Source organism: Streptomyces sp. NPDC051684 (assembly GCF_044453445.1).
Taxonomy (GTDB): Bacteria; Actinomycetota; Actinomycetes; order Streptomycetales; family Streptomycetaceae; genus Streptomyces.
The window spans coordinates 176,218-202,409 of the sequence record NZ_JBITCS010000004.1 but is presented as its reverse complement, the minus strand read 5'-3'; the positions used below and the strand labels follow the sequence as shown (position 1 = coordinate 202,409).

Here is a 26,192-nt window from a genome sequence, read left to right as displayed (position 1 = left end):
CGCGGTCAGCGGGCCCCCTTGCCCGGGATCGCCGCGATGAGTTCGCGGGTATACGGGTGTTGGGGGTTGCCGAAGATCGCCGTGGGGGTGCCCTCCTCGACCACGCGGCCCTCGCGCATCACCAGGACGTGGTGGGAGACAAGGCGGACCACGTCCAGGTCGTGGCTGATGAACAAGTAGCCGAGGCCCAGGTCGCGTTGGAGTTCCACCATGAGGTCGAGGATCTGGTCCTGGACCAGGACGTCGAGCGCGGACACGGCCTCGTCCATCACGATCAGGCGGGGGCCGAGCGCGAGGGCGCGGGCGATCGCCACCCGTTGCCGCTGGCCGCCGGAGAGTTCGTGGGGGTAGCGGTCCATGCACGCCGAGGGCAGCGCCACCTGGTCGAGGACGTCGGCGGCCCGCGCGCGGTGGTCGGCGCGGCTGGTGCCGATGCCGTGCACCCGCAGCGGCTCGGCGACGATCCGGGCGACGGTGTGGCGCGGGTCGAGGGAGGCGTACGGGTTCTGGAACACCGGCTGCACCGCGCGGCGGAACGGCAGGAGACGGCGACCGTGGCTCCTGGTGACGTCCGTGTCCTCGAAGTGCGTCGTGCCGGCGTCCTGGTCCTCCAGGCGCAGGGCGATGCGGGCCGTGGTGGATTTGCCGGAGCCCGATTCGCCGACCAGGGAGACCGTCCGGCCGGGCCGCACCGTGAGGCTGAGGTCGTCCACGGCGCGCAGCGGTTCGCGGCGACCCCGCAGCCGGTACTCCTTGGTGACGCCGCGCAGTTCGAGGAGGGGACGCGGGGCGTACACGCCGGGGGCCGGGGTCACCTTGACGCGCGCGATGCCGGGCGCGGCCGACAACAGTCGGCGGGTGTAGGGGTGGTGGGCCTCCGCGATGATCTCGCGTGCCGGGCCCGTCTCCACGATGCGGCCCTCGTGCATCACGACCACCCGGTCCGAGCGTTCCGCCGCCAGGGCCAGGTCGTGCGTGATGAGCAGCACCGATGTGCCCAGGTCGCGGGTGAGCGCCGCCATTTGGTCCAGGACCAGGCGCTGCACCGTGACATCGAGCGCCGACGTCGGCTCGTCGGCGATCAGGACGTCCGGGCGGCAGGCCAATGCCATGGCGATCAGCACGCGTTGGCGCATGCCGCCGGAGAACTCGTGCGGGTACTGGGAGAAGCGCGACGCCGCGTCCGCGATGCCCGCGTGCTCCAGCAGTGCCACCGCCTCGTCGCGCGCCTTCTCGCCCCGCGCGATGCCGTGCACCCGGAGCGCCTCGGTGATCTGCGAGCCGATGGTGGCGACCGGGTCGAGGTTCGTCATGGGGTCCTGAGGAACCATCCCGATCCGCGCCCCGCGCACCTGTCGCAGGACCTTGGCGGACGCGGTGGTGAGGTCCAGGTCGTCGAGGTGGACCGAGCCGCGTGTGATCCGCCCGTTGGCGGCGAGGAGCCGGTTGACGCTCGCGGCGAGCGTAGACTTGCCCGAGCCCGAGGCTCCGACCACCGCCACCGTCTCGCCCGCCGCGAGGTCGAGATCGACCCGGTCCACGGCGGTGACGTCACGGCCCGAGGTCTCGTACGCCACCGACAGGCCACGGATGCGCAGCGTGGCACCTCCGCGTGCGGTGGCACCTCCACGAGCGGTGGCGCCGTCGCGCGGGTCGGCCTCGGCCGGAACGGGGGCGGTCATGGTGACTCCAGGGTGTGTCCTGAGGGGCTCACGGGTTCGGTGTGTCCGGGCGTGCGGCGCGGCGGGAAGGCGCCTGCCTCCTCAAGGGCGCGCACGGTTCCGCGGTGTGCGGCGGCGGACAGCTCGTCCACGGGCACCAGGCCAGCCCGGTCCGTACTCGTGCCGTGCAGACGGGTGGCCGCGAGGGCCAGGGCGAGGGGGCGGTCGGTGGCCACCCCGACATGAGTTCCGGTGAAGCCGTCGTGGCCGACCATCGGGACCGGTCCGTGCGGAGTGTCCAGCGTGAACCGGCGGAAGCCCAGGCCCTGTTCGGGGTCCCTAGGGTCCGCCGCCGCGAGGAAGCGGGCACGGACGGCGGCCGGGACGAAGGACTCGTCGTGCACGAGGGCCGAGGCCAGCCGCAGCAGCTCGTCCAGCGGGGCGAACAGGCCCGCGTGCCCGGCGACACCCGCCAGGGCGTGCGCGGCGTTGCCGTCGGCCGCCGCGCCACGGACGGGAGCGGTGCGCCAGCCGGTGAAGTCGGCCGGTGTGCAGGGGACGGGGTAGGGGTGGCCGGTCTCCACCATCCGCGCCTCGATCCGGTCCCCGTCGCTGCCCACGGCGGCGGTGTCCGGCGGCACGGGCCCGTAACGGGTGCGGGTCAGGGCGAGCGGCTCGGCCACCCACTGGCGGAACGCCGTGGCCAGGTCCGTGCCCGTGACCCGCTCGACGAGCCGGCCGAGCAGCATGAACCCCACGTCCGAGTACGCGCGTCGGGTGCCGGGCGGCGTGTGCGGCGGGAGCCGTTCCGCCAGGTCGAGTGCTGTCTCGCGGTCCGTGGTCCGGCAGTACAGGGGCCACCAGGGCGGGCAGCCGGAGCGGTGGGCGAGCAGCTGGGCGGCGGTGACACCGGTCTCGTCCATGATGCTCGGCCCGCGACGGTGTGGCGGTCGCGGGGCGCTGCCCCGGGCCCCGCTCCTCAATCGCCGCAGGGGCTTCAAGTAGGGAGCGTCCAGATCCAGCAGCCCCGCCGCCACAAGCCGCATGACCACCGCCGTCGTGGCCGCGACCTTCGTCACCGACGCCAGATCGAAGACCGTCCCGGTGGTCATCGGCTCACCTGGCGCCGCGCGGTCAGGGAGCCGCGCCCAGCCCCCTGCGGCCAGCACGATGTCCGTCGCGGGGGTGGCCACGCCCAGACACACCCCGGCGGGGCGGCGGCCAGGGCCACCGGTGTCGAGGACCTCGGCGGCGGCCCCGGCCAGGTCGAGGCTCATGCCGTCCCGCCGGTGACCACCAGCCGCTCGGGCCGCATCGACGGCGTGCCGGGCGACATCAAGCCCGCCTCACCGAAGGTGAGTTGACCCAGCACCCGTTCGCCGGAGGCCCCCGTGCACGCCACCACGTTCCCCGGCAGCCCGTGCAGGCTGTGCCAGCCGATGAGGGCGAACGCGAGGGCCTCCTTCGCGTCGGACGGCACCCCCAGTGCATCGCTCGGCCGCACCGTGAGCCCGTCGAGCCGGTCCGTGAGCGCCGCCATCAGCGCGGGATTGCGCAGCCCGCCCCCGGACACGTACAGCACGTCGAGACGCGCCTCGCGCACGGTGCGCGCGACGGTCTCCGCGGTGAGCGCGGTGAGGGTGGCGACCACGTCGTGCAGGTCGGTGACCGGGGGACAGCCGGACCGGCCCGCCGCCTTCTCCGCGTACCCGGACACGTACAGCGCGTCGAAGAGTTCCTTGCCGCAGCTCTTGGGCGGCGCGAGCGCGTAGTACGGCTCGGTGAGCAGCTCGGCGAGCAGGGCCTCGTCCACCGTCCCGGACGCGGCGAGCAGGCCGTCGCGGTCGAACACGTCGGCCGTGTCGGGGGAGTCGGCCACGACGGCGTCGATGAGGGCGTTGGCGGGGCCGATGTCCCACGCCGCCGGTGGGCGGTCGGGGGCGGCGACGGTGAGGTTGGCGATCCCGCCGAGGTTGAGCGCGCCGGCGCGCGCACCCCGCTCCACGTCGGGCGCGAGCAGCATCCGGTCGAGCAGCGGGACCAGCGGGGCGCCCTGGCCGCCCGCGGCGATGTCGGCGGTGCGCAGATCGCTGACAACCGGTAGGCCGGTGGCCTGCGCGATCCAGGCCGGCCGGCCGATCTGGAGCGTGCCACGGGCGGTGTTGCCCTCGACCCAGTGGTACAGGGTCTGCCCGTGGCTGCACACCGCGTCGGCCGGTGCCTGGGCGAGCGCGGTGCGGGCCGCTTCCGCGAAGGCCTGTCCGATGAGGGTGTCCAGGGCGCAGACGTCCGCCGCCGTGATGCGACGCGGCGGCAGCGCTGCCACGAGATCCTCGCGCAGTCGCGGCGCGTAGGGGGTCGAGCCGTGATGGGTGAGGTGGCCGCGCAGCGTCGTGCCGTCCTGCGTGAAGTCGACGACGGCGACATCGATGCCGTCGTGCGAGGTCCCGGAGATCATGCCGAGTACGCGCATCGAACTCCCTTCTCTTCCGAAGTGTCAGTGGCAGTGGCGCGGGTGGTCACCGGCGGCCTCCCGTGCGTGGGTCCAGTACATCCCGCAGCCCCGCGCCGAGGAGGTTCAGCCCGAACACGACCACGATGAGCGCGACACCCGGCCCGGCGAGCAGCCACGGCGCGACGCTGGACAGCGTGCGCGCGTCGAACACCATCACGCCGAGCGACGCGGCGGGCGGCGGCGTGCCGAAGCCGAGGAAGCTGAGCGAGGCCTCCGTCAGGACCGCCCAGGAAAGGCTGAGCGTGACCTGGACGAGCACGATGCCGCGCATGTTGGGCACGATGTGGGTGAAGAGCGTGGCCAGGCGCCGTTGCCCGACGGCGGTGGCGGCGACGACGTAGTCCGCGCCGCGCAGCGTCAGCACGGGACCGCGCGCGACCCGTACGAAGATCGGCGCGTACACCACCGCGATGGCGAGGGCGACCGTGGCCCGGGTGCGCTCGAGCGTCGCGGCCAGGGCGAGCGCGAGCAGCAGCGACGGGAACGCGAACAACACATTGGTCAGCACCCCGACGGCCCGGTCGAGCACCCCGCCGAAGTAGCCGGCGAGGATGCCGAGGACGACCCCCACGGCTCCGGACACGGCGACCGCCCCGCCCGCCACGAGCAGCGAACTGCCGAGCCCCGCGGCGACCCGCGAGAACACGTCCCGCCCGAACTGGTCGGTGCCCAGCCAGTGTTCACCGTTCGGCGCCGTCAGCGCCGCGGAGACGTCCTGCGCGGCCGGGTCGTACGGCAGCGTGCCGAGCAGGCCCGCGGCGGCGGTGACCACGACGACGAGGGTGAGCACGGCGCCGATGAGACCGGTACGGCTGCGGACAAGACCCCGCAGGAGGACGTGCCGACGGGCCGGCGGCGCGGCGGAAGCCAGCGGCCGGGGCCGCTGGGAGGGCAGGACGCTCAACGTGACCACACCCTCGGGTCGACCAGCCGGTACACGAGATCCGTCGCCAGGTTGACCAGCACGAACAGCACCGCGATCACCAGGACCGTGCTCTGCACCACCGCGTACTCCTTCTGCCCCATGCCGAGCAGCACCTGCCGCCCGATGCCCGGCAGCGAGAAGACCTGCTCGACGACGACGGCCCCGCCCAGCAGGAACCCGAACTGCAGGCCGCTCATGGTGACGACGGGGATCAGCGCGTTGCGCAGCACGTGCCGCACCTGGAGGGCCCGTTCCGGCACACCTTTGGCGCGGGCCGTGTTGATGAAGTCCTCGCCGCGGATGTCGAGGATCGCCGTCCGCGTGGTCTGCGCGATCGGCGAGGCGATGCTCACGCCGAGCACGAGCGCGGGCAGCACCATCTGCTGGAGGTTGAGGGACGGGTGCGCGGTCAGGGGTGCGTACGTCTGGCCGTTGGGGTTCCAGCCGAAGGCGTCGGCGAGCACACGCGCGAGGACGGTACCCGTGAGGAAGACCGGCGCGGACAGCGCGAGCAGGCTCGCCGTCTGCGTCGCGCCGTCCCGCAGCGCACCGGGCCGGGAGGCGGCGAGCAGGCCGCCGGACACGCCCAGGGCGAGGGCCAGCACGATGGCGAGGACCGCGAGTTCGAGGGTCACGGGCAGGGCGTGCGCGGTCAGTCGCGCGACGCTCTGGTCCGCGTTCGCGGAGAACCCCAGATTGCCGGTGAGGATCCCGCCGAGCCAGGACAGGTACTGCCCCGCGAGCGGCTGGTCGAGGCCGTAGTAGGCGCGCAGTTGGGCGCGCTGGGCGGCGGTGAGGTCGCCCGCGTCGGTGCCGTACGCGGCGGTGATCTGGTCGCCGGGCAGCACCCGCAGCACCACGAAGGTCAGCACGGACACACCGACCAGGGTGAGCACCGCCTCGGCGACGCGGCGCGTGACCGGGTGCGTGACCAGGCGGCCGATACCGCCCCGCGACGACATGTGCAGGGATGCCGTCATGCGAGCTTCGTCTCCCACAGGCTCTGCAGACTCGCGTCGATCACCGGCCGGAACCCGTGCACGCGCGTGTTCGTGGCGATGTGGCTGCGCCCGCTGTAGAGCCAGATCCAGGCAGCGTTGTCCTCCAGGTTCCGCGAGATCTTGGCGTAGATCTGCTTGCGGGCGCCGGTTTCGTCGGTCGCGATGCCCTGGGCGAACAGCTTGTCCAGGGCGGCGGAGCGGTAACCGGCGACCTTGTTGAAGTTGCCGCCGCTGGTGAAGTAGCGGGCGTACGCGGGGGCGGGGTCGGCCACCGCACCGTTGAGGGCGAGCGCGGCGTCGAACTTCCCGGCGAGCCAACGGTCCACGTAGGCACTGGAGTCCAGCGTCTCGATCTTCATCTTGATGCCGACGTCGCCGAGTTGGGCCTGGATGTTCTGCGCCTCGTCGGTGGCGGTGGAGTACAGACCCTGCGGGACGAGCGCGGTGAACGCGAAGCCCTTGGGCTGTCCCGAGTCCGCGAGGTGCTTCTTGGCGGCCTTGATGTCGCGCTGCGGGCAGGGCCGTGCGTCGGGGTCGGAGGCGAAGGCGGGCGAGGTGAAGGGGCCCACGACCTTGCCCTGGCCGAGCGCGGCGGTCTTGATCACCTGCTTGCGGTCGATGGCGCACTGCACGGCGAGCCGTGTGTCGAGCTTGCGGAAGGTGGCCGAGTCGGCGCGCAATTGCAGCGCGTGATAGTCCAGTTGGTCGACCGAGCGGATCGCGACGGAGTCCGACTTCGCGGCCTTCGCGGTGACCGCGTCGTCGAAGATCGCCATGTCGACGGTGCCGGAACGCAGTGCCGACGCAAGCGAGTTCTTGTCCTGAATGACGCGGAACTCCAGGGAGCGCAGGCCCGGCCTGCCCCGGAAGTAGTCGGGGTTGCGCGCCAAGGTGATGGACTGGTTGGCGGTGCGGCTCCGATACGCGTAGGGCCCGGAGCCGACGGGCCTGCGCTTGAGCTCGGCCAGGGACTTGTCGGACGGCAGGACGACCGTGTTGACGCTGGTCAGCGCGGTGACGAGCGAGGCGTCCGGCGCCTTGAGCGACAGGATGACGTGCGTCTTGTCGGGAGCGGCCACCCTTCGCACGGCGGCGAGCGAACTGCGCGCCACGGCCTTGATACCCGGGTCGAGGATCTTCTCCAGGCTGTACTTGACGTCGGCGGAGTCGAGCGCGGACCCGTCGGTGAACGTGACGCCGGACCTCAACGTGAAGGTGTAGGTGCGGCCGTCCTTCGAGACCTCGGGCAGCTTGGCGAGCCCCGCGACCGGGGCGAGCTCGTCGTCCTGGTCGAGGAGCGAGCTGTAGACCTGGCCGAGGACCTGCTGGGACTGGACGGCGGTGGCGGTCCAGGGCAGGAGCTGCGTCGCGTCCGCGGTGATCCCGAAGACCAGGGGTCCGCCCGCGCCCTTGGACGAAGCGCCGTCGGAACCGGAACATGCGGCCACGGCGGCGAGGGCGAGTGCGGCCGCGCCGGCGGCCGACAGTCGCCGCGTCGTGCGGCGGTTTCGTCTGAGCACGTGCGTTCTCGCTTTCTCCGGTGGACCTGGAGCGGCGCGGTGCGGCCGCCGGCGGGCGCGTTCGGATGGTGCCGAGAGAACTCAGGCGCAAGGTTTTCCAGAAACGGCCGTTTCCATGTGTGTTCCGGGCCGCGTAAAAGGGTCGAGCGACGGACGGAGCCGCCGCCCGGGGGAGATGCTGCGGGCATGGAATTCCTCTGCTACCACCGCGACCGCAAGGACTCACTGGCGCTGCGACACGAACTGGTCGAGCGGCACTGGTCCTACATGGACGGGTACGCGAAGGAGATGATCGCGCGCGGCCCGACGTTCCTGGACGACGGCGAGACCCTCACCGGGAGCGTGCACATCCTCGACCTTCCCGACGCCGCGGCGGCCCGCGCGTTCGCCTTCGACGAGCCGGGCTACCAGGCGGGTGCCTACCGGGACGTCCTGCTGAGGCGCTGGCGCAATGTGCTGGGGCGCACCATGTGGGACTTCCCCGGCGGCCGCACCGGAGGCAACCGGTATCTCGTGCTCGGCCTCGGTGCAGGTTCTGCCGTCGACCTCGCCCCGGACGTACCCCGTGGCGCACACGAACTGATCGCCTACGGTCCGCTGTTGTCCGACGACGGCGCCACCTGGCTGGGTACGGCGGCGCTCCTGCGGGCGCCGGACGCGGACGCCGCCCGCGCCGTTCTGACCCCGGGGCGGTACGCCGACATCGAGGTGCACAACTGGGAGTTCGGCGGGCGGCCGTGACGGCGGTCTTCCCCCGTGCCGAACTAAAGCGCTAAAGTCGCGGCGCGAGGAGATCCGGCCCAAGGGGCGTGCTCCGGGGGCCGGTTGGGGGCCGCCCGGGCCGGCCCCTGTCCTCGTCACCCGGAACGGAGCCCCCCCCTATGCCCGCACGTCCGCGTCGCCTGACCCTGCGCGACATCGCCAAGCTCGCCGGGGTGTCCGAGACGGCGGCGTCGTTCGCGCTCAACGGCAAGCCCGGTGTGTCGGACGAGACGCGGCGGCGCATCCTCGCCGTGGCCGACGAACACGGCTGGGTCCCGCACCACGCCGCCAAGGTGCTCACCGGCGCCAGGTCGGGAACGGTCGGCCTGGTCATCGCCCGCAGCGCGCGGGACGTCGGCTCCGAGTCGTTCTTCCTGCGGTTCATGACGGGCCTGCAGAGCGTGCTCAGCGAACGGCGGCAGGCGCTGCTGCTCCAGGTCGTCGACTCCGTCGAGGCGGAGATCGAGACGTACCGGATGTGGCAGGTCGGGGGCCGGGTCGACGCCGTCGTCCTCGTCGACCTGCGCGTCGACGACCCGCGACCCGACGCGCTCGCCGACCTCGGCCTGCCCGCGCTGATCGCCGGCGGCCCCGACCCGCGCCGCAGGCTGCCGGCCGTCGCGATCGACGACCGCGAGCCGATGCGCCGGATCGTCACCCACCTGCACGACACGGGCCACGAATCCATCGCCTACGTCTGCGGCGAGGGCGAGATGCTGCACATCGCCCGCCGCGTAGACGCCTTCCACACCGGAGCCCGCGAACACGGGATGTCCGGGCACATGGTGATGTCCACGGACTTCTCCGCGTCGTCGGCCGCGAAGGCGACCCGGCTGCTCCTGGCGTCCGACGACCGGCCCACCGCGCTCGTGTACGACAACGAGATCCTCGCGGTCGCCGGGGTCGGCGAGATCCGCCGGCTCGGCCTGGCGACACCCGCCGACGTGTGCGTCGTCGTCTGGGAGGACACCCCCATCGCCGGCGCGATGGAGCCGCCGCTCACCGCCCTGGGCCGCGACGCGTTCGCGTTCGGCACCGACGTCGCCACCCGGCTCATCGCCATCCTCGACGGCACCGACGACGCCACCGCCGACACCGTGGTGAGCATCCCCGAACTCATCGAGCGCACCAGCTCCCGCTGCGGCCGCACCCCGCCGACCGCACGGGACACCTGAGAAGAACACGAGAAAGGCGACGCCCGTGTCCGCACCGAACCTCGTCCTCATCTGCGTCGACCAGTGGCGCGGCGACTGCCTGTCCGCCGCGGGACACCCCCACGTACGCACCCCGCACCTCGACCAACTGGCTGCCTCCGGCACGCGGTTCACCTCCGCCTACTCCGCCACCCCCACCTGCATCCCCGCCCGCGCCGCCCTGTTCACCGGCCAGTCCCAGGAGCGCCACGGCCGCGTCGGCTACGTCGAGGGGGTGCCCTTCGAGACGGCCCACCCGGTCACCCTCGCGAGCGAGCTGCGCCGCGGCGGCTACCAGACACAGGCCATCGGCAAGATGCACGTGTGGCCCGAGCGGGCCCGCGCGGGCTTCGACGACGTCGTCCTGCACGACGGCTTCCTCCACCACGCCCGCCGCGAACACCGCCGCGACTTCGCCTTCTTCGACGACTACGTGCCCTGGCTGCGCCGCCAGCCCGGCATGAGCCCCGACGCCGAGTACGGCGACCACGGCGCGGGCTGCAACTCCGTCGTCGCCCGCCCCTGGGACAAGGCGGAACATCTGCACCCGACGAACTGGATCGCCAGCCAGACCAGCGAGTGGTTGTACCGGCGCGACCCCTCACGGCCGTTCTTCCTGTACCTGTCCTTCCACCGGCCGCACCCGCCGTACGACCCGCCGCGGTGGGCCTTCGACGAGTACCTCCAACTCCCGCCGTACGAACCGGTGGTGGGCGACTGGGCGGACGATTTCGCCGCCCACCGCAAGGACGGCGACCACGAGGCCTTCGCCGGCCGCACCGACGCCCGGACCCTGCACCGCGCACGGGCCGGCTACTACGGGCACATGGCCCACATCGACCTCCAGATCCATCGCATCCGCACGGCCCTGGAGGACTTCGGCCTGCGCGACGACACGGTCATCGCGTTCACCTCCGACCACGGCGAGATGCTCGGCGAACACCACCTCCTACGCAAGGGATACGGCTACGAGGGCTCGGCCCGCGTCCCCCTGCTGTTCGGCGCACTGCCCGACGGGTACGCGGCCGGGAACGTCGCCGACGAGGTCGTCGAGCTGCGCGACATCATGCCGACCCTCCTCGACCTGGCCGGGCTCCCCGTCCCCGACACCTGCGACGGACGCAGCCTCGCGCCGCTGCTGCGCGGCGAACAGCCGGACGACTGGCGGCCGGTGCTGCACGGCGAGCACGTACTGCTCGACCAGTCCCTGCAATGGGTGACCGACGGACACACCAAGTACCTGTGGATGTCGGGCGAAGGACACGAGCAGCTCTTCGACCTCACCGCCGACCCGCACGAAGAGCACAACCTGGCGGGCGATCCGGCGGCACGGGACCTGCTGCACACCTGGCGCGGACACCTGGTCCGGGCCCTGACCGGACGGGAGGAGGGCTTCGTCGAGGACGACCGCCTCGTCACCGGCCGCCCCGTGGTGGCCGTCCTGCGCCCCACCCGCGAACGCATCGAGGCCAAAGCGCCTTAGTTTTCCGCTCGGGCCACGGTAGGCCGAAGTGGTCCGGGCCCCGCCGCGCTCGGCCGTCTCTGACCACGAGGCCGGCAGCACCAGAACCCCCACTCGACCGAAGGAACCCCGCACGTTGAGCAACCACGCGCACCGCGGCCTGCGTTTCGGCGCCAACTACACCCCGTCCCAGTCGTGGATGTTCTCCTGGATGCGGCTCGACCTCGACGAGGTGCGCGGCGACTTCGAGGGCCTGGCCGCACTCGGCCTCGACCATGTGCGCCTCATGCCGCTGTGGCCGCAGCTCCAGCCCAATCGCACCTGGGTGCGCCCGCAGGCGGTCGAGGACGTCCGCGCCGTGGTCGACACGGCGGCCGAGTTCGGCCTCGACGCCTCCGTCGACGCGCTCCAGGGACACCTGTCCAGCTTCGACTTCGTGCCCGCCTGGCTCGACACCTGGCACCGCCGCAACATGTTCACCGACGCGGACGCCGTCGCCGGGCAGGCACTCCTCGTGCGCAGTCTGGCCGAAGGGCTCGCCGACCGGCCGAACTTCCTCGGCCTGACCCTCGGCAACGAACTCAACCAGTTCTCCGGCGACCCGCACCCCAGCCCCATGCGCGCCGACGCCCGCCAGATCACCTCCTGGCTCGACACCCTCCTCGCCGCCGGGACGGCCGCCCCCGGCAAGGAACACCTGCACAGCGCTTACGACGCCGTCTGGTACCTCGACGGCCACCCCTTCACCCCGGCCCACGCCAGCCGCGCCGGGGCCCTCACGTCCATCCACTCCTGGGTGTTCAACGGCACCGCGCAGCGCTACGGCAGCCGCTCCTTCGAGACCGACCACCACGCCGAGTACCTGATCGAGCTGTCCCGCGCCTTCGTCACCGACCGGGACCGGCCCATCTGGCTTCAGGAAGTGGGCGCGCCCCTCAACTGCATGACCGCCGACGAGGCCCCCGGCTTCCTTGAGGCCACGGTCCGCTCCGCCGCGACGACCGCGAACCTGTGGGGTGTCACCTGGTGGTGCTCGCACGACGTGCCGCGCCGCTTCGGCGACTTCCCCGAACTCGAGTACACCCTCGGCCTGGTCGACTCCCGGCGCCGCCCCAAGCCGACCGGCCGCCGCTTCGCGGAGGTCGCCGCCGAACTGCGGGCCGCGCCCCCGGCCGTGCCCGAGCGTCCTGCGGCCGTCGTGATCGACGTCGACGACGCGGACACACCCGTGGCACGCGGGTCGCTCGGCCCCGGGGGAGCCGTCTTCGACACCTGGATGCGCCTGGCGAGCACCGGCACCCGGCCCGCGCTCGTCCTCTCCTCGGCCACCGACCCCACCGCCCTGGCCGCGCGCGGCATCACCGCACTGCACCGTGTCCCCGAAGGCGGGGAGCGGGCCGTCTACCAGGCCGTGAACACGGTCGTCCCGGAGGCCACCCCATGACCACCTCGCGTACCCCCGACCGGCCCGACGACGCCTGGGCCGCGTCCTTCGGCCGGGACCTGAGCCCTTGGCTGCCGGACGTCAACACCTCGCCCGTACAGGGAGATTCGACATGGCGTTCACACCGCCGGGCGACGCCCCCGCACCTCGCGCGGGGACGCGCCGAGCTCCCTGCGGCACGTCTTGTTGAACGCCTGTAGGTCCGGGATGCCCACCGTTGCCGCGACCGCGCTGATCGCGAGCGTCGAGGACTGCAACAGGTGCCGGGCGCGTTCCATCCGGCGCCTGCGGATCCAGGCCACCACGGTGTCTCCCGTCCCGGCGCGGAACAGCCGCGTCAGATGGCCGGGGGAGACGCCCGCCGCGGCAGCGATCCCCGGCACCGTGAGCGGCGTCGCGAGGGACCTCTCGACGTACTCCGTCGCCGCCGCGAGCGCCGGATGCGGGCGCCCGGCCCGTTCCGGCGTGCCCAGGTGGGTGGTGTGCCACAGCACTGTCCACACCTCGGCGCAGGCCCGGGCCCGCGCCGTCGGCATGGCCGCCACCGCGCTCCCCAGCAACGCGCCGAGCAGCGCCGCCTGCGCTCCGGCGTCCTGCATCACCGGCACGCGGCGCAGCGCCTGCGGGTCGCGGCCGGGCAGCCGGAAGTGCGCGTACAGATGCTCGCTGCGCCGCGACGCGTAACGGAAATGGGCCTCGGTGTCCGGCCGGATCAGGCTGATGTGTCCCGGCCGGATCGGGTGGTGGTGCCCGTCGAGGGTCAGCTCGCCCGCGTAGCTGTAGAGGTGCAGCTGCCACAGGTCGGGCAGCCGGAAGGACTCGCGCAATCCCTGCCCGCCGTGGACGCCGACGCCCGCGCTGACCACGTGGGGCGGCTCGTCCAACGGCAGTGCGACGCTCTCGGCCATGCCGGGAAATTACCAGGAGAGGCCCGATACAGCCCACGACGCGGGGACATCGGCTGTCTACGTTTGCCTCATGCCAACCAGTGAGCAGCTGCTGAGCTCCGTACAGATGGCGCGCTTCGTCGCCCACGGCTCGCTCCGCCTCGACGCGGTCGTGCCCGAGGAGTTGAACCGACAAGCCGTCGACGTCTTCGAGGCCGGAATTCCCGCCCCGCCGTACGGCACGCCCGTCCCGAAGGCCTACCCGGAGGGCTCCTTCGCCCGTCGGCTCCTCGAACTGCCCGCCGTGGTGGGCGCGTTGCGCAGCCTCGTCGGCCCGGACCCGGAAGTCGACCACCACGCCGTGCATGTGCGCGAGGCCCGCGAGGGCACCGCACAACCGCTCCACGCAGACGCGATCATCGATGTGCGCCCTGACGCCTTCGACGTCCAACTCATGTACTACCCGCAGGACGTGACGCTCGACATGGGCGGCACCCTGAGCGTGCCGGGCAGCCATCTGAGACACATCAACGAAACCGACACCGGCCGCTACCAGAACCTGCGCGGCCAGAACCGGCTCACCTGCCCCGCCGGCACCGTCCTCCTGATGCACCACGGCATCTGGCACGGCGGGCGCCGCAACGACAGCGACATCCGGCGCTACATGTTCAAGATCCGGTTCAATCCGACGGTGCCGCAGGTGCGCCTGTGGGACACCTCGGACCTCGACGACCCGGCGGTCGGCGACGAACTCCGGCACGTCTTCCCCTGGTACGAGCACGCCACCGGACGCCTGGAGATCCACAACCGGATCCGGCTGTGGCGCGCCCTGACCGGCGACGACACCTTCGACCTCGACCACTGGGTGACCCGGGTCTCCAACCGTCCCACCCTCGGGAGCCACACATGAGACAGCAGGTACTCGTCCTCTACCTCGCCAACTCGGCGCTCGACGCGAAGGTGGTCGGCTGGGCCCGCTACGACGGCACCGGGACCACCGACCACACCACGGGCGACAGCGACGAGCCGCCGTACGAGACGGGCCTCGAAGCCCTCCTCGACGGCTGGCGGCTGTTCCAGGCCGCGCAGTTGCTCCCGCCGCATCCGGGCCACGAATACGACACGTCGTACCTGAAGCACGAGTTCTTCTTCGAGAAGCTGCAACCGACGCCCTGAGGCGGGCTACTGCTTGGGTGACTCCTGCCCCGGCTCCCGCGGGGGCGGGGTCACCGTCTCGCCCTGGATGACGCGCGGCGGCGGCTGATGCTCGTCGTCCTGCTCCTTCATGGCCCGCGCCTCGGCCTTGAGGATGCGGGCCGATTTGCCCGCGCTGCGGGTCAGCTCCGGCAGCTTCTTCACACCGATCACGACCGCGATCACGATCAGCACGATGGCGAGTTCACTGAGTCCGAACATGGTCAGTCCTCGCCGCCCTCGTCGTCGCCTTCGTCGTCACCCTCGAAGAAGTCCCCGACCTCGTCGACGACTTCGGCGGCCACCATGCCGCCCACCACACCGACCGCGAGCCCGGCCGCGCCGACCGCCACGGCCGTTCCCACGCCGGGCCCCGAGCGGTGCCCGCCATCATGCCCGTACGAGGCGCCCGGCCCGTAGGCGGAGTGGTGCTCGACCAACTCCCGTACCCAGCCGTCGACGACCGCGTTCCAGTCCGGACGTCCGGCGTCCTCGTGCGCCACGGTGAAGCGGGTGAGTGCGTCGTGGCCGCCGGAGAGGAGGCCGCCGTGCTTGTCGGCCTCGAGGACCACCTCCATGCCGCCCGGTGCGGCGAGGAAGGTCAGTTCGATCTCCTTGACGGCGTGCGCGTACTGGGGCGAGGGCGCCAACTCGATCTCCTGGTAGAAGGGGAGCCGCTGACCGGTGCCGCCGATGTGCCCGTACTCCAGGTCCGCGGACGTGAAGCCGAACCCGAGCTGCCCGAAGGCCTCAAGGATCGCCTCCTGTACGGGGAGCGGCCCGACGGCGAGCCGGTCGAGGTCCCCCTTGCCCTTGGCGCCGGCGACCGAGAGTTCGGTGCGGACGCCGAGGGCGATGCCGAGCGGCTGCCCGTACAGCTCGGTGATCGGCGTCTCCCACGGCAGCGTCACCGTGAACGGCACGCTGTACTCGGCGCCGGCGACGAGCCGGAAGCCGCCGCCGACCACGAACCGGTCGAACGCCACGGTGCCGTGGCCCTCGCCCGCCGCATCCTCGGAGGTCTCCGCCTCGACATGGGCGACGAGTTCCAGGGTGATGTGCTCGATCTCGAAGTCGCCGCTGCCGCCCTTGAGGTGGATCTGGCCGGAGACGGTGCCGCCGGGGGCGGTGGTCCAGTCGGGGAGGACCGTGTCGACGGTGGGCCCGCCCACGCCGAGCGAGCCGAGCAGTCGTTTGAACACCATCGGGGGGTGAACTCCCTTGTGAGCGCGAGACGTGTTCTACAGGCGTGTAGAAGTATAGAGGTGGGGCGGAACTTTCCCGGAGCTTCGCCAGTTTCTACAGTGCTGTAGAAGTAAGGGCGCGCGAACAGCGCCGTACGAGTTCACGATCTGAGGAGCACCCGTGGCCCTGTGGGACCGCATCAAGGAATCCGCGTCGACCATGCAGACGCAGTTGGTGGCGAAGAAGAACGACTTGAAGTCCGGGGCGTTCCGGGACGCGTCCATGGCGATGTGCGCGCTGGTGGCGGCGGCCGACGGCACCATCGACGCCTCGGAGCGGCGCCGCGTCGCGCAGCTCATCATGAGCAATGAGGTGCTTCAGAACTTCGACGCCACGGACCTTCAGAAGCGCTTCGAGGCCAACCTCGACAAGCTGACGGCCGACTTCGACTTCGGCAAGGTCAGCGTGTTGCAGGAGGTCGCCAAGGCGAAGAAGAAGGAGGCCGAGGCGCGCGCCGTGATCCAGATCGGCATCGTCATCGGCGGCGCGGACGGCGACTTCGACCCGACCGAGCGGGGCGTCGTGCGCGAGGCCTGCCAGATGCTCGGCCTGGCACCGACCGAGTTCGACCTCTAGAAAGCCCGGGTCCATGTGTCGCTCAGAGCGGGGTCGCCGCGTGCAGCGTGGCCGCCAGGGTGAGTGCGGAGTTGGCGGACGACATGGCGGAGGCCGCCGCGCCGAACCCCGCCGTCCACGTCGCGAGGCCGACGGACGTGAACGCCGTGGCCCGGCCCTGCACCCCGGGCGGCGGCGCGAGCAGCGCGGCGACGCGGCGGGGCAGCGGACCGGGAGCGGCGAACGCCGCGAAGACCGGCTGGCTCGCCCCGCCGGGCGACAGGGCCGCCTTGCCGATGGCCCGCGCGACCACCTTGCGGTCACCCACGAGCACGGCCGCCTCCTCGTCGGCCCACCGCTCGGCCGTGAAGGCGACGGCCGAACTCAGCGGGCGCAGAAACGGGTTGGCGCGGGCGGCCAGGCGCACGGTCAGCAGCAGGCGGTGGTGGCGGCCCGTCAGATGGGCCCGCTCGTGGGCGAACAGGGCCCGCCGCTCCGCGGGCGCGAGCCGGTCGAGCAGCGCGGTGCTGACGACGACCCGGCCGCGCCCGCCACCGGGCAGCGCGTACGCGTACGCCTGCGGGTCGGGCAGCACCGCGACCTGTGTGGCGGGCAGTCCCGCGAGCGCGGCGTGGGCGCGGCGGCGCAGCGTGAAGTGGCGCGAGAGCGTGCGGGCGCAGGTGGTGACGACGGCGAGCAGCGCCGGAATGGCCGCCTTGCCCGCGATCTCGTCCTGCGGCACCGCGGCCCGCACTTCCGGATCCGACCAGCCGTCCGGCAGCGGATTACCCGGCAGCTGCGCGGTGCCGACCACCATCAGGAGGGCCAGGCACACCGTGCTGCACACCGCCATCACGGCGGTCACGCAGGTCAGGAGCCGGGTCGCGGTGCGCGGATGCAGCCGGTGGGTGGCCAGCCGGGCCACCGGCCAGGCCGTCAGCGGCAGCACGAGCGGCAGGAAGACGAAGATGCCCACGGCTCAGTCCGTGCCTTCCTCGTCGTCGGCCCTCGCGCCCTCGTCCGCCGCGCCCTCGTCGGCTTCCGCGCGCCGCAGCAGGTCCCGCAGCAGTTGCTCGTCGCCCTCGGGCAGCGAGGTGACGAAGCTGGCCAGGACGGCCTCCCGGTCCGCCTCGCCATCCAGCACCTTGCGCATCTTGAACGCGGCGAGCCCGGCCTCGTCGGCCATGGGCGTCCACACGAACGAGCGCCCCTCGCGCCGCCGGGTGACCGCGTCCTTGGCCTGCAACCGCGCCAGGATCGTCACCACGGTGGTGTACGCGAGGTCGCCGTCCATCCGGTCGCGCACCCACCCGGCGCTCACCGGCGCATCGGCCGTGCGCAGCGCGGCCAGGACCTGGGCCTCCAGCTCGCCCTGGGCGCGTCGTGGGGTGCTGTGGCGGGACGTCGTCACCGGCTCCTCCTGGTGGCTGGGTGCGGGGGCCAGTCCATCATCCCTGGTCGCCCCCGGGGGCCCGATGGGAGGTGCGGTGGCGCCGTGCACGGCCCCGACGGAGAGTGGTCGGGAACGGCGGCGCCGCGCCGGGCGTTGTCACAGCGAAGGCAAAGAGAAAGCAAAACGCGAAGGAGCAGCCGGTTGTCCGCCAGACCGACGGACTCAGCGGGGCACAGTCCCCGACCACCCCGCCCCCTGATCGGTGAGCACGGCACGCGGCGAGGTGGTGGCACATGCTGAGTGCTGTGCTCGGCCTCCTCGCGGTCCTCGTACTGACCGCGGGGACCGGCTATTTCGTGGCCCAGGAATTCGCGTACGTCGCGGCGGACCGGCTCGCGCTCGCCCGCGCCGCAGAGGCGGGCGACAAGAAGGCGGCCAAGGCCCTCAAGGTCCTGGAGCGGCTGTCCTTCATGCTGTCCGGCGCCCAGCTCGGTATCACGGTCACCGGCCTGGTCGTCGGCTTCCTCGCCGAACCGTCCGTCTCGACCCTGCTGCGCCCGGCCCTGGAGGGCATCGGCATCCCGGCCGCCGCGGTGACGGGCATCTCGGTGGTCCTGGCGTTCGTCCTGGCCACCGTCGTACAGATGGTGCTGGGCGAGCTGGCCCCGAAGAACCTCGCGCTCGCCGTCCCCGAACGCCTGGCCAAGTCCCTCGCCGGGTCCACACTCGGCTACCTGAAGGTCGTCGGCCCCGTCGTGCGCCTCTTCGACAGCGCCGCCAACAAACTGTTGCGCAAGGTCGGCATCGAACCCGTCGAGGAGCTGCACCACGGCGCCACGCTGGAGGAACTCAGCCATCTCATCGGCGAGTCCCATCAGCAGGGCGAGCTGCCCCGCGAGACCGCCACCCTCCTCGACCACGCCCTGGAGTTCAACGAGCGGACGCTGGACCAGGTGATGGTGCCGCGTGCCGACGCGGTCTTCGTCCGTAAGGAGGCCACGGCCGCCGACGCCATCGAGCTGATCGCCAAGCACGGCCACTCGAACTACCCGGTCATGGGCGACCACCCCGACGACGTCACGGGCGTCCTCGGCGTACGCGAACTGATGCGCCTTCAGCAGTCGGCGTACGCGAGCGCCCCGGCCGGGACCCTGGCCCGCCGGCCCCTCCTGCTGCCGGACACGCTCCAGCTCCCCGCCGCTGTCGACCGGATGCGGGAGGCCGACGACGAGTTCGCGGTCGTCCTCGATGAGCACGGCGGCGTCGCGGGCGTCGTCACGTACGAGGACATCGCGGAGGAACTGGTCGGTGACATCGCCGACGAGACCGACCGCGAGACCCAGCTGGCGGTCCAGGATCCGGACGGCACCGGCTGGGTGGTCGACGCGGGCCGCCGCATCGACGAGATCGCCGAGGCCACGGGCGTCGAGCTGCCCGAGGAGGAGGACTACGACACCGTGGCCGGCCTGATCGTGGACCGCCTCGGCCGCTTCCCCGCGATCGGCGACCGGGTCACGGTCGACCTGGCGGGCGACGGCGAGCACGCCGTCATCGACGTCCGCACCCTCGACCGCCACGTACCCGAACTCGTCCACCTGACCGTCGAACCCGCCCTCGCATCCGCCGACACCGAGGAGGAGTCGCGCTCATGAGCTTCCCGATGGCCCTCTTCGTCACGCTCCTCCTCCTGATCGGCAGCGGATTCTTCGTGGCCGCCGAGTTCGCCCTCGTCGCCGCGAAACGGCACCGCATGGAGCAGGCGGTCGCGTCCGGCGCGCGCGGCGCCAAGGCGGCGCTCGCCGGGATGCGCGAGCTGTCGCTGATGCTCGCGGGCGCCCAGCTCGGCATCACCATCTGCACGCTGGGCCTCGGCTCCATCTCCAAGCCGGCGATCTCGCACGAGCTGGACCCGCTGCTGCACGGTTGGGGACTGCCCAGCGGACTCAGCTACGGCGTCTCCTTCGCCTTCGCGATGATCGTCGTCGTGTTCCTGCACATGGTCGTCGGCGAGATGGCGCCCAAGTCCTGGGCGATCGCCCACCCCGAGCGCTCGGCGATGCTCCTCGCACCACCGTTCCGCGCCGCGGTCAAGGCGGTCCGCCCCCTCATCTGGGTCCTCAACAAGGTCAGCAACGCGCTGGTCCGGATGTGCCGGGTCACCCCGCGCGACGAACTCGCCGAGGTCCACAACCGGGAGCAGCTCACCCACCTCGTCGTGGAGTCCGAGCGGCTCGGCCTGATCAGCAAGGACGACTCGGAGCTGATCACCAGCTCGCTGGTCGAACCGCTCACTCCGGTCGGCGACCTCCAGACGCCCGCCGCACGGATCACCTCCGTCGCGGCGGACGCGGACCTCGACGCGATCCTCGCCACCGCCGCGGCCCGCGACCGCAGCCGCCTCCTCGTACGGGCGGGGGACCGGATCGTCGGCTCCGTGCACGCCCGCGACGCGCTGATCGCCCGCAGCCGGGGGCGTGCCGCCACCGCGGGCGACCTGGCGCGACCGGTGCCGGAGCTGCTGACGACCGACACGGTCGGCCAGGCCATCGAACAGCTCCGCCACCGCCGGGCCTCGCTCGCCGTCGTGCGCGACGACACCGGCCGCCTGACCGGGCTCGTCGCCCTCGACGACCTCCTGGCCCGGCTCACCCACCCGCAGGCGGCGGCCTGAGCGGCCCGGTCAGCCGAGCGACTTCCAGAAGGCGTCGTGGTGCTCCTTCGCGTAGTCGACGGACCGGATGCCGCCAGGGCCCGAGGCGAGCGCCCGGGCGTTGAGCGCCGACGGGGTGGTGCGCTTCCACGGGGCTCTGCCGGTGCGGGCGAAGTCCGTCCAGATGTCGATCACCGCGGCGGACAGCGCCCGCTGCCGCGCGTCGAGCGGCCGGTGGGCTGAGAGCTCGAAGAGGTAGGGAAGGTCGAAGGTGTGCATGGCGCCGGCCGGGAACGAGGGCTCGGCGTAGGCCGGATCGCTGTACCAGGGCGTGGGGTCGTCGGCGAACTCGTAGGTGTACGTGGGGACATGGCGAGACAGGGCCTGCCCGGTGGCGACCGTGGCGCGGCCGTGGTCGCCGTCGGTGAGCGCCGCACCGAGGGCGAGTGCCGGGGAGCCGGCGTGCCCGGCGACGGGGTACTCGGCGGCGACCGCCTCGGCCTTCTCCTCGCCGAAGGTGGCCTCCAGCTGGGTGCGGTAGTCGCTCTCGTCGAGGGTGGCGTCCGGGTCGCCGGTGCGCTGCCGCTTGGCCAGCTCCATGCCGTAGACGGCGGCGAGGGCCTCGTCGCGGGTGCTGCCCTGCAGCACGGGAACCTTGTTGAACCGGCCGTCGGCGAAGGCCTGTCGGGGTGTGCGGGGCAGCAGCGTGCCGCCGTACACGGGTCCGTAGTGCGGCCCGGTGCCGAAGGGGTGCACCAGCTGGTCGGGGGTCGCGGTGCGCCAGTCGTCGATGTGCTGCGTCTTCTCGATGTCCTTTGCCGTCACCTCGCCCTGCCGCAGCGCGTCGGACCGCGTCGTCGTCGCCTCGTCCCGTGTGCACGCGCCGCTCTGCAGGATCGCCCGGTCGAAGAGGCCCGCCGAGGTGGGGGCGACGAGGTGGGCGCACGTGCTGGTGGCTCCGGCGGACTGGCCGAAGAGGGTGACGTTGTCGGGATCGCCGCCGAACGCGGCCGCGTTGCGCTGCACCCACCGCAGGGCGGCCTGCTGGTCGAGGAACCCGTAGTTGCCGGACTCGGCGCCCTTCTCCTCCAGGTCGGGGTGGGCGAGGTAACCCAGCGCCCCAAGGCGGTAGTTGACGGTCACGACGACGACTCCGCCCCGGGCGGCGAGCCGCGCGGCACCGTTCATCGCGCCCTCGCCGTCGGTGTGGTCCCCGCCGTGCAGATAGACCATGACGGGCCGCGGGCGCGGTGAACTCCCGGCGGGGGACGTCACATTCAGGGTCAGACAGTCCTCCGTGTCCGAGTGCGGCCCCGCGGGCGGGACGAGTCCGGTCTGCGGGCAGGCGGGGCCCGGCCGCGTGGCGTCCCGGACGCCGCGCCACCGGGACGCCGGAGCGGTCGGGGCCCATCTGAGTTCGCCCACGGGCGGGGCGGCGTAGGGGATGCCCTCGAAGGTGCGGACGGAGGCGTCGGCCGCACCGCGCACGAGCCCCTTGTCGGTCCGTACGGTCGGGTCCTTGGTGGCGGCGACGCCCGTGGTGGCCGTGGCCACCACGGCCCCGGAGGCGAGAGCGACGGCGATGGCCACGTGTGCTGCCCTTTTCAACATGCCGCTGACGATAGGGAGTTGTGACCGGCGCCGGGAGCCGGTCAGCCACCGTTCCCATGGTGGGGTCTGCGCCACCTTCCGCGCTCAACCGTCGTCGGCGGGACTGCGTCCCTCATGCCGGGGAACACGTACATCGACATTCGACAGCCGTGTCGAAACGTCGAATCGTCGGATCGAGGAGAGGCAGACAGGCATGGAGATCTCCGGCATCTTCACCGCGATCGTCATCGGCATCGTGATCGGCGTGCTCGGCCGCCTGGCGATTCCGGGCCGCCAGCGCATCGGCATCCTGTGGACGCTCCTGGTCGGCATCGTCGCGGCGCTCATCGGAACCGGCCTCGCCGGCGCCTTCGACGTCGCGGAGACCGACGGCGTCGACTGGATCGAACTCGCCATCCAGATCGGCCTCGCCGCCGTCGGCGTGGCGGGTGTGGAGAGGCTCAAGGGACGGCGCTGAACGGTCGGGGCTGCTCCCACGGGCGTATGCGCGGCGGATACGAGGCGCCTAACGTGAGATCGTGACGACCTTCGACCGCCTCCCGGCCCGCGTGCGGGCGCTTCCGCCGCAGGGGTTCGACCTGCTGGGTGTGGCCGTCGTCGGGGTGCTGACCGGCGCCGACCTGGCGGTCAATGAGCCGGGGTACCGGCAGGCCGACGGGGTGTCCTGGACGTTGCTCGCGGTGTCCCTGAGCGCGTTGGTGTGGCGCAGGAGGTGGCCGGTCGCCGTGGCCTCGGTGACCGGGGCCGCGTGCGCGGGCTGGGCGCTGTACGGGCACATCGGCGAGTTGCTGAACCTGCCGGTGATCCTCGCGCTGTACACGGTCGCGGTCCTGGGGAGCCGCCGGTGCACCGCCTGGGTGGCGGTGATCGCCGCCGCGGCGTCCGGGGCGGTCGCCCTGGCCGTGGGCAAGGACGTCGTCAACCCGCAGGGGCTTCCCGTCCTGGAGATGGTGTGGCCGCTGATCCCGCTGCTGCTGGGCGAAGTGGTGCGTACCCGGCGGGAGTTGCTCGCCGAGTACGCGGCGCGGGCCGAGCGCGCGGAGGCCGACCGGGAGCGGGAGGCGGCGCGCCGCGTGCAGCAGGAGCGCACCCGGATCGCCCGTGAGCTCCACGATGTGGTGGCGCACACCGTGGCGGCCATGACGGTGCAGGCCGGTGTCGCCCTCGACACGCTCGACCGCAGACCCGAGGTCGCCCGCGAGTCGATGCGCACCGTGCGCGAAGCGGGCAAGGAGGCCGTACGCGAGCTGCGGGCCACACTCACCGTGCTGCGCGAACCCGACGCGGAGAGCATCGCCCCGGCGCCCGGAGTCGACCGGATCCCCGAGCTGGTGAGCACCTTCGCGGGCAGCGGCACCGAGATCTCACTGAGCCAGGACGTGCCGGACCCCGCGGCCGTCCCGCGCATGGTCCACCTCGCCGCCTACCGGATCGTGCAGGAAGCCCTGACCAACGTGGTGAAGCACGCCGACGCGCGACACACGGCCGTCTCGGTCTCCCTCGAGGAGAGACACCTGTGCGTCGAGGTCGTCGACGACGGCAGGGGACACGCCGGCCGGGACAGCGAGCCGGGCTTCGGACTGATCGGCATGCGCGAGCGCGCCGGCGCGGTCGGTGGCAGCATCGACTACGGGCACAGGGCCGACGGCGGCTTCCGGGTGCGGGCGCTGCTGCCGACCGACGCGACACCCGGCGAAGGGGACCGTCCATGACCGTGCGCGTGGTGCTCGCCGACGACCAGACCGTCGTACGGGCCGGTTTTCGCGCGCTGCTCGACCTCACCGACGACCTGATCGTGGTCGCCGAGGCGGCGGACGGCGCGCAGGCCGTCGAGGCGGTCCGCACCACCCGCCCCGACGTGGTCCTCATGGACATCCGCATGCCCGGCGTCGACGGCATCGAGGCCACCCGCCGGATCGCCGCCGACCGCGGCCTCGACCATGTCCGCGTCGTCATGCTCACCACGTACCGCGTCGACTCCTATGTCTTCGAGGCGCTGCGGCACGGGGCGGCGGGCTTTCTCATCAAGGACCTGGAGCCGGACGAACTGCGCGAGGCGATCCGTACCGTCGCGGCCGGGCAGAGCCTGCTGGCGCCCGCCGTGACCCGCTCGGTGGTCGAGGAGTTCGCGCGCCTCAAGGCCCCCGAGGCAGCGGGCGCCGAACGCCTCGCGCCGCTCACCGAGCGGGAGCGCGAGGTCATGGCCCTGGTCGCGGCGGGCCTGGCCAACGAGGAGATCGGCAAGGAACTGATCATGAGCCCGCTGACCGCGAAGACGCATGTCAGCCGCGCCATGACCAAGCTCGGCGCCCGCGACCGCGCGCAACTGGTCGTTCTCGCGTACGAGACGGGGCTCGTGCGGCCCGGCGGGCGGTAGGGCTACTCCCGCGGGAGTATCCGCCGACTCCCGGCGGCGGATGTCCGACGTGTCCGCTCTCCGTAGCGTCGCAGGCATGATCGAAGCAACCGAACTGACCAAGCGGTACGGGGACAGGACCGCCGTCGACGCGCTGTCCTTCACGGTGCGGCCCGGCCGCGTGACCGGGTTCCTCGGCCCCAACGGCGCGGGCAAGTCCACCACGATGCGGCTCGTCCTCGGCCTGGACGCCCCGACCCGGGGACGGGTGACCGTGGCAGGCCGCCCGTACGGCGAGCTGCGCGCCCCCCTGCGCACCGTGGGCTCGCTGCTGGACGCGAAGGGGGTGCACGGCGGCCGCACCGCCCACCAGCACCTGGCCGGACTGGCCGCGAGCAACGGCCTGCCGCGCCGCCGCGTCGACGAGGTCCTGGACCTTGTCGGCCTGCCGCCCGGCACCGCCCGCAAACGCACCAAGGGGTTCTCGCTCGGCATGGGGCAACGGCTGGGCATCGCCGCCGCGTTGATCGGCGACCCGGAGATCCTCATCCTCGACGAGCCGGTCAACGGGCTCGACACCGAGGGCATCCGCTGGATCCGCGACCTGATGAAATCCCTTGCGGCGCAAGGTCGCACGGTCTTCCTCTCCAGCCACCTGATGAGCGAGATGGAACTCACCGCCGACCACCTCATCGTGATCGGCAAGGGACGGCTCCTCGCCGACACCACCGTCCACGACTTCATCGCCTCCCACTCCCGCGCACACACCTACGTCCGCGCCCCGGAGGCCGAGAAGTTGCGGGCGCTCCTTGAGGCCAAGGACGCCGTCGTCCGCCTCGACCCGCGCGGCGGCTGGCGGGTGGAGGGCCCGGACGCGGCCACGATCGGCGATCTGGCCCGCGACCACGGGCTCGCGGTCCACGAACTCGCCCCCGCCCACTCCTCGTTGGAGGACGTCTACACGGAACTCGCCCGCACCTCGGCCGAGTACACCACCCCCACGACCGCGAAGGCCCTGTGATGAGCAGCCCCACGGACACCCTCCTGACCGAACCCGCCGCCCGCACCCCGCGAGCCGCCCTGCCGGAACAGATCGCCTACGAGTGGATCAAGTTCCGCAGCGTCCGCTCCACCGTGTGGACCACCGTCGCCACGGCCCTCGTGCCCGTCCTGGGCGCCGTGTTCGTGGCCGCGAGCGGCAGCCTCCAGACCGACGACACCGTGCTCGGTGGCAGCCTCACCCTCACCGTCGTCGCCCAGATGCTCGCCGCCGTGACCGGCGCGCTCCTCGTCACCGGCGAGTACAGCAGTGGCACCGTCCGCACCACGCTCGCCGCCAACCCCCGCCGCACCACGGTCCTCGCCGCCAAGGCGGCGGTCCTCGCGCTCGTCACGTACGGCCTCGCCCTGCTCTCCTGCACCCTCGCCTTCGCCATCGGCGGCGCGCTGCTCCCCGACGGCAAGTACGCCACCGGCGAGCCCTGGCCCGCACTGTTCGGGATCGCCGCGTCGTTCGCGGTGGCGGCGCTGCTCGGGCTCGCGATCGGCACGCTGGTGCGGCACTCGGCGGGCGCTGTCACCACCGTGATCGGACTGCTGTTGCTGCCCTCGCTCTTCGGCCCGCTGTTCGGCGACGCCCAGCGCTGGATCGCCGGCCTGTCGCCGACCGCGGCCCTGGAAAAGCTGACCCAGACCTCGGACGCGAGCGCGCAGGCCGTCGGCAGCCTCGGCCCCTGGCCGTCGCTCGCCCTGGTCGCCGGCTACACCGCGGTGCTGCTCGCCCTCGCCCTCGCGACGTTTCGCCGACGCGACGCGTGA

General features: G+C 72.4%; 26 protein-coding genes. 14 read left to right on the top strand and 12 right to left on the bottom strand.

Annotated elements, in window-relative coordinates:
* Positions 1-5: 5 nt before the first annotated feature.
* The 6 genes from ACIA8D_RS06875 to ACIA8D_RS06850 are packed head-to-tail and all read right to left on the bottom strand — an operon-like array spanning position 6 to position 7,622.
* Positions 6-1,682: a dipeptide ABC transporter ATP-binding protein gene (locus ACIA8D_RS06875; RefSeq protein ID WP_399229408.1), complete on the bottom strand. Its 1,677-nt coding sequence runs from the start codon at positions 1,680-1,682 to the stop codon at positions 6-8.
* On the bottom strand, positions 1,679-2,938 hold the full coding sequence (locus ACIA8D_RS06870) for a serine hydrolase domain-containing protein (protein WP_399229406.1): 1,260 nt from the start codon (positions 2,936-2,938) through the stop codon (positions 1,679-1,681). Before ACIA8D_RS06870 ends, ACIA8D_RS06875 begins: the two co-directional genes overlap by 4 nt.
* Complete coding sequence (locus ACIA8D_RS06865) at positions 2,935-4,134, bottom strand: anhydro-N-acetylmuramic acid kinase (protein ID WP_399229404.1); 1,200 nt, start codon at positions 4,132-4,134, stop codon at positions 2,935-2,937. Before ACIA8D_RS06865 ends, ACIA8D_RS06870 begins: the two co-directional genes overlap by 4 nt.
* 46 nt (positions 4,135-4,180) lie before the next feature.
* On the bottom strand, positions 4,181-5,080 hold the full coding sequence (locus tag ACIA8D_RS06860) for an ABC transporter permease (RefSeq protein ID WP_399229402.1): 900 nt from the start codon (positions 5,078-5,080) through the stop codon (positions 4,181-4,183).
* A complete protein-coding gene (locus tag ACIA8D_RS06855) occupies positions 5,077-6,081 on the bottom strand; it encodes an ABC transporter permease (RefSeq protein WP_399229400.1) in 1,005 nt (334 codons plus the stop codon). Before ACIA8D_RS06855 ends, ACIA8D_RS06860 begins: the two co-directional genes overlap by 4 nt.
* Entirely contained in the window at positions 6,078-7,622 is a 1,545-nt protein-coding gene (locus ACIA8D_RS06850; protein ID WP_399229398.1) for an ABC transporter substrate-binding protein, read from the bottom strand. The genes ACIA8D_RS06855 and ACIA8D_RS06850 overlap by 4 nt, the downstream gene beginning before the upstream one ends.
* Positions 7,623-7,808: 186 nt before the next feature.
* On the opposite strand from ACIA8D_RS06850, the gene ACIA8D_RS06845 reads away from it, so the two are divergent.
* The 4 genes from ACIA8D_RS06845 (at position 7,809) to ACIA8D_RS06830 (ending at position 12,483) form a co-directional block, all read left to right on the top strand.
* Positions 7,809-8,363 carry a YciI family protein gene (locus ACIA8D_RS06845; RefSeq protein WP_399229396.1) on the top strand — a complete coding sequence of 185 codons (555 nt, stop codon included), beginning with the start codon at positions 7,809-7,811 and terminating at the stop codon, positions 8,361-8,363.
* 140 nt (positions 8,364-8,503) lie between these two features.
* Positions 8,504-9,559: a LacI family DNA-binding transcriptional regulator gene (locus ACIA8D_RS06840; protein WP_399229393.1), complete on the top strand. Its 1,056-nt coding sequence runs from the start codon at positions 8,504-8,506 to the stop codon at positions 9,557-9,559.
* Between the two features lie 25 nt (positions 9,560-9,584).
* Positions 9,585-11,060 (top strand): arylsulfatase, encoded by a 1,476-nt coding sequence (locus ACIA8D_RS06835; protein WP_399229391.1) that lies wholly within the window; start codon positions 9,585-9,587, stop codon positions 11,058-11,060.
* A gap of 178 nt (positions 11,061-11,238) precedes the next feature.
* Entirely contained in the window at positions 11,239-12,483 is a 1,245-nt protein-coding gene (locus ACIA8D_RS06830) for a glycosyl hydrolase (protein ID WP_399229677.1), read from the top strand.
* A gap of 119 nt (positions 12,484-12,602) precedes the next feature.
* Here ACIA8D_RS06830 and ACIA8D_RS06825 read toward each other — a convergent pair whose 3' ends face one another.
* On the bottom strand, positions 12,603-13,391 hold the full coding sequence (locus tag ACIA8D_RS06825; RefSeq protein WP_399229389.1) for a helix-turn-helix domain-containing protein: 789 nt from the start codon (positions 13,389-13,391) through the stop codon (positions 12,603-12,605).
* Between the two features lie 70 nt (positions 13,392-13,461).
* On the opposite strand from ACIA8D_RS06825, the gene ACIA8D_RS06820 reads away from it, so the two are divergent.
* Together ACIA8D_RS06820 and ACIA8D_RS06815 are read left to right on the top strand one after the other, a co-directional pair.
* On the top strand, positions 13,462-14,280 hold the full coding sequence (locus tag ACIA8D_RS06820; RefSeq protein WP_399229387.1) for a phytanoyl-CoA dioxygenase family protein: 819 nt from the start codon (positions 13,462-13,464) through the stop codon (positions 14,278-14,280).
* Positions 14,277-14,546, top strand: a complete 270-nt coding sequence (locus ACIA8D_RS06815) for a hypothetical protein (protein WP_399229385.1) — start codon at positions 14,277-14,279, stop codon at positions 14,544-14,546. Before ACIA8D_RS06820 ends, ACIA8D_RS06815 begins: the two co-directional genes overlap by 4 nt.
* 6 nt (positions 14,547-14,552) lie before the next feature.
* Here ACIA8D_RS06815 and ACIA8D_RS06810 read toward each other — a convergent pair whose 3' ends face one another.
* Both ACIA8D_RS06810 and ACIA8D_RS06805 read right to left on the bottom strand, forming a co-directional pair.
* On the bottom strand, positions 14,553-14,786 hold the full coding sequence (locus tag ACIA8D_RS06810; RefSeq protein WP_399229384.1) for a twin-arginine translocase TatA/TatE family subunit: 234 nt from the start codon (positions 14,784-14,786) through the stop codon (positions 14,553-14,555).
* 2 nt (positions 14,787-14,788) lie between these two features.
* On the bottom strand, positions 14,789-15,769 hold the full coding sequence (locus tag ACIA8D_RS06805) for a sporulation protein (protein ID WP_399229382.1): 981 nt from the start codon (positions 15,767-15,769) through the stop codon (positions 14,789-14,791).
* 160 nt (positions 15,770-15,929) lie between these two features.
* Between ACIA8D_RS06805 and ACIA8D_RS06800 the strand changes: the two genes are divergently transcribed.
* The gene (locus ACIA8D_RS06800) at positions 15,930-16,385 is read left to right on the top strand and encodes a tellurite resistance TerB family protein (protein ID WP_266724398.1); all 456 of its coding nucleotides are present in this window, start codon (positions 15,930-15,932) and stop codon (positions 16,383-16,385) included.
* Between the two features lie 22 nt (positions 16,386-16,407).
* Here ACIA8D_RS06800 and ACIA8D_RS06795 read toward each other — a convergent pair whose 3' ends face one another.
* Positions 16,408-17,340 (bottom strand): M56 family metallopeptidase, encoded by a 933-nt coding sequence (locus ACIA8D_RS06795; RefSeq protein ID WP_399229380.1) that lies wholly within the window; start codon positions 17,338-17,340, stop codon positions 16,408-16,410.
* Positions 17,341-17,343: 3 nt separating this feature from the next.
* Positions 17,344-17,775, bottom strand: a complete 432-nt coding sequence (locus ACIA8D_RS06790) for a BlaI/MecI/CopY family transcriptional regulator (protein ID WP_399229379.1) — start codon at positions 17,773-17,775, stop codon at positions 17,344-17,346.
* A gap of 278 nt (positions 17,776-18,053) precedes the next feature.
* Between ACIA8D_RS06790 and ACIA8D_RS06785 the strand changes: the two genes are divergently transcribed.
* Positions 18,054-19,409: a hemolysin family protein gene (locus ACIA8D_RS06785; protein WP_399229675.1), complete on the top strand. Its 1,356-nt coding sequence runs from the start codon at positions 18,054-18,056 to the stop codon at positions 19,407-19,409.
* The gene (locus ACIA8D_RS06780) at positions 19,406-20,428 is read left to right on the top strand and encodes a hemolysin family protein (protein WP_399229377.1); all 1,023 of its coding nucleotides are present in this window, start codon (positions 19,406-19,408) and stop codon (positions 20,426-20,428) included. The genes ACIA8D_RS06785 and ACIA8D_RS06780 overlap by 4 nt, the downstream gene beginning before the upstream one ends.
* Before the next feature lie 9 nt (positions 20,429-20,437).
* Here ACIA8D_RS06780 and ACIA8D_RS06775 read toward each other — a convergent pair whose 3' ends face one another.
* Entirely contained in the window at positions 20,438-22,018 is a 1,581-nt protein-coding gene (locus ACIA8D_RS06775) for a carboxylesterase/lipase family protein (protein ID WP_399229375.1), read from the bottom strand.
* A gap of 193 nt (positions 22,019-22,211) precedes the next feature.
* Here ACIA8D_RS06775 and ACIA8D_RS06770 point away from each other — a divergent pair, with 193 nt between their 5' ends.
* From ACIA8D_RS06770 to ACIA8D_RS06750, 5 genes are all read left to right on the top strand, one after another.
* Positions 22,212-22,475 (top strand): GlsB/YeaQ/YmgE family stress response membrane protein, encoded by a 264-nt coding sequence (locus ACIA8D_RS06770; RefSeq protein WP_399229373.1) that lies wholly within the window; start codon positions 22,212-22,214, stop codon positions 22,473-22,475.
* A 61-nt stretch (positions 22,476-22,536) separates the two neighbouring features.
* On the top strand, positions 22,537-23,730 hold the full coding sequence (locus ACIA8D_RS06765) for a sensor histidine kinase (RefSeq protein ID WP_399229370.1): 1,194 nt from the start codon (positions 22,537-22,539) through the stop codon (positions 23,728-23,730).
* The gene (locus tag ACIA8D_RS06760; RefSeq protein ID WP_399229368.1) at positions 23,727-24,395 is read left to right on the top strand and encodes a response regulator; all 669 of its coding nucleotides are present in this window, start codon (positions 23,727-23,729) and stop codon (positions 24,393-24,395) included. Before ACIA8D_RS06765 ends, ACIA8D_RS06760 begins: the two co-directional genes overlap by 4 nt.
* Positions 24,396-24,471: 76 nt before the next feature.
* On the top strand, positions 24,472-25,395 hold the full coding sequence (locus ACIA8D_RS06755) for an ATP-binding cassette domain-containing protein (RefSeq protein WP_399229366.1): 924 nt from the start codon (positions 24,472-24,474) through the stop codon (positions 25,393-25,395).
* Positions 25,395-26,192, top strand: coding sequence for an ABC transporter permease subunit (locus ACIA8D_RS06750; protein WP_399229364.1), 798 nt, complete (start codon positions 25,395-25,397; stop codon positions 26,190-26,192). The genes ACIA8D_RS06755 and ACIA8D_RS06750 overlap by 1 nt, the downstream gene beginning before the upstream one ends.

What these genes read in the sequence shown, in the direction of transcription:
- ACIA8D_RS06875 (WP_399229408.1), bottom strand. Translation starts at nt 1,682, where the DNA reads ATGACCGCCCCCGTTCCGGCCGAGGCCGACCCGCGCGACGGCGCCACC.
- ACIA8D_RS06870 (WP_399229406.1), bottom strand. Translation starts at nt 2,938, where the DNA reads ATGAGCCTCGACCTGGCCGGGGCCGCCGCCGAGGTCCTCGACACCGGT.
- ACIA8D_RS06865 (WP_399229404.1), bottom strand. Translation starts at nt 4,134, where the DNA reads ATGCGCGTACTCGGCATGATCTCCGGGACCTCGCACGACGGCATCGAT.
- ACIA8D_RS06855 (WP_399229400.1), bottom strand. Translation starts at nt 6,081, where the DNA reads ATGACGGCATCCCTGCACATGTCGTCGCGGGGCGGTATCGGCCGCCTG.
- ACIA8D_RS06845 (WP_399229396.1), top strand. Translation starts at nt 7,809, where the DNA reads ATGGAATTCCTCTGCTACCACCGCGACCGCAAGGACTCACTGGCGCTG.
- ACIA8D_RS06840 (WP_399229393.1), top strand. Translation starts at nt 8,504, where the DNA reads ATGCCCGCACGTCCGCGTCGCCTGACCCTGCGCGACATCGCCAAGCTC.
- ACIA8D_RS06830 (WP_399229677.1), top strand. Translation starts at nt 11,239, where the DNA reads ATGTTCTCCTGGATGCGGCTCGACCTCGACGAGGTGCGCGGCGACTTC.
- ACIA8D_RS06825 (WP_399229389.1), bottom strand. Translation starts at nt 13,391, where the DNA reads ATGGCCGAGAGCGTCGCACTGCCGTTGGACGAGCCGCCCCACGTGGTC.
- ACIA8D_RS06820 (WP_399229387.1), top strand. Translation starts at nt 13,462, where the DNA reads ATGCCAACCAGTGAGCAGCTGCTGAGCTCCGTACAGATGGCGCGCTTC.
- ACIA8D_RS06815 (WP_399229385.1), top strand. Translation starts at nt 14,277, where the DNA reads ATGAGACAGCAGGTACTCGTCCTCTACCTCGCCAACTCGGCGCTCGAC.
- ACIA8D_RS06810 (WP_399229384.1), bottom strand. Translation starts at nt 14,786, where the DNA reads ATGTTCGGACTCAGTGAACTCGCCATCGTGCTGATCGTGATCGCGGTC.
- ACIA8D_RS06805 (WP_399229382.1), bottom strand. Translation starts at nt 15,769, where the DNA reads ATGGTGTTCAAACGACTGCTCGGCTCGCTCGGCGTGGGCGGGCCCACC.
- ACIA8D_RS06780 (WP_399229377.1), top strand. Translation starts at nt 19,406, where the DNA reads ATGAGCTTCCCGATGGCCCTCTTCGTCACGCTCCTCCTCCTGATCGGC.
- ACIA8D_RS06775 (WP_399229375.1), bottom strand. Translation starts at nt 22,018, where the DNA reads ATGTTGAAAAGGGCAGCACACGTGGCCATCGCCGTCGCTCTCGCCTCC.
- ACIA8D_RS06770 (WP_399229373.1), top strand. Translation starts at nt 22,212, where the DNA reads ATGGAGATCTCCGGCATCTTCACCGCGATCGTCATCGGCATCGTGATC.
- ACIA8D_RS06760 (WP_399229368.1), top strand. Translation starts at nt 23,727, where the DNA reads ATGACCGTGCGCGTGGTGCTCGCCGACGACCAGACCGTCGTACGGGCC.
- ACIA8D_RS06755 (WP_399229366.1), top strand. Translation starts at nt 24,472, where the DNA reads ATGATCGAAGCAACCGAACTGACCAAGCGGTACGGGGACAGGACCGCC.
- ACIA8D_RS06750 (WP_399229364.1), top strand. Translation starts at nt 25,395, where the DNA reads ATGAGCAGCCCCACGGACACCCTCCTGACCGAACCCGCCGCCCGCACC.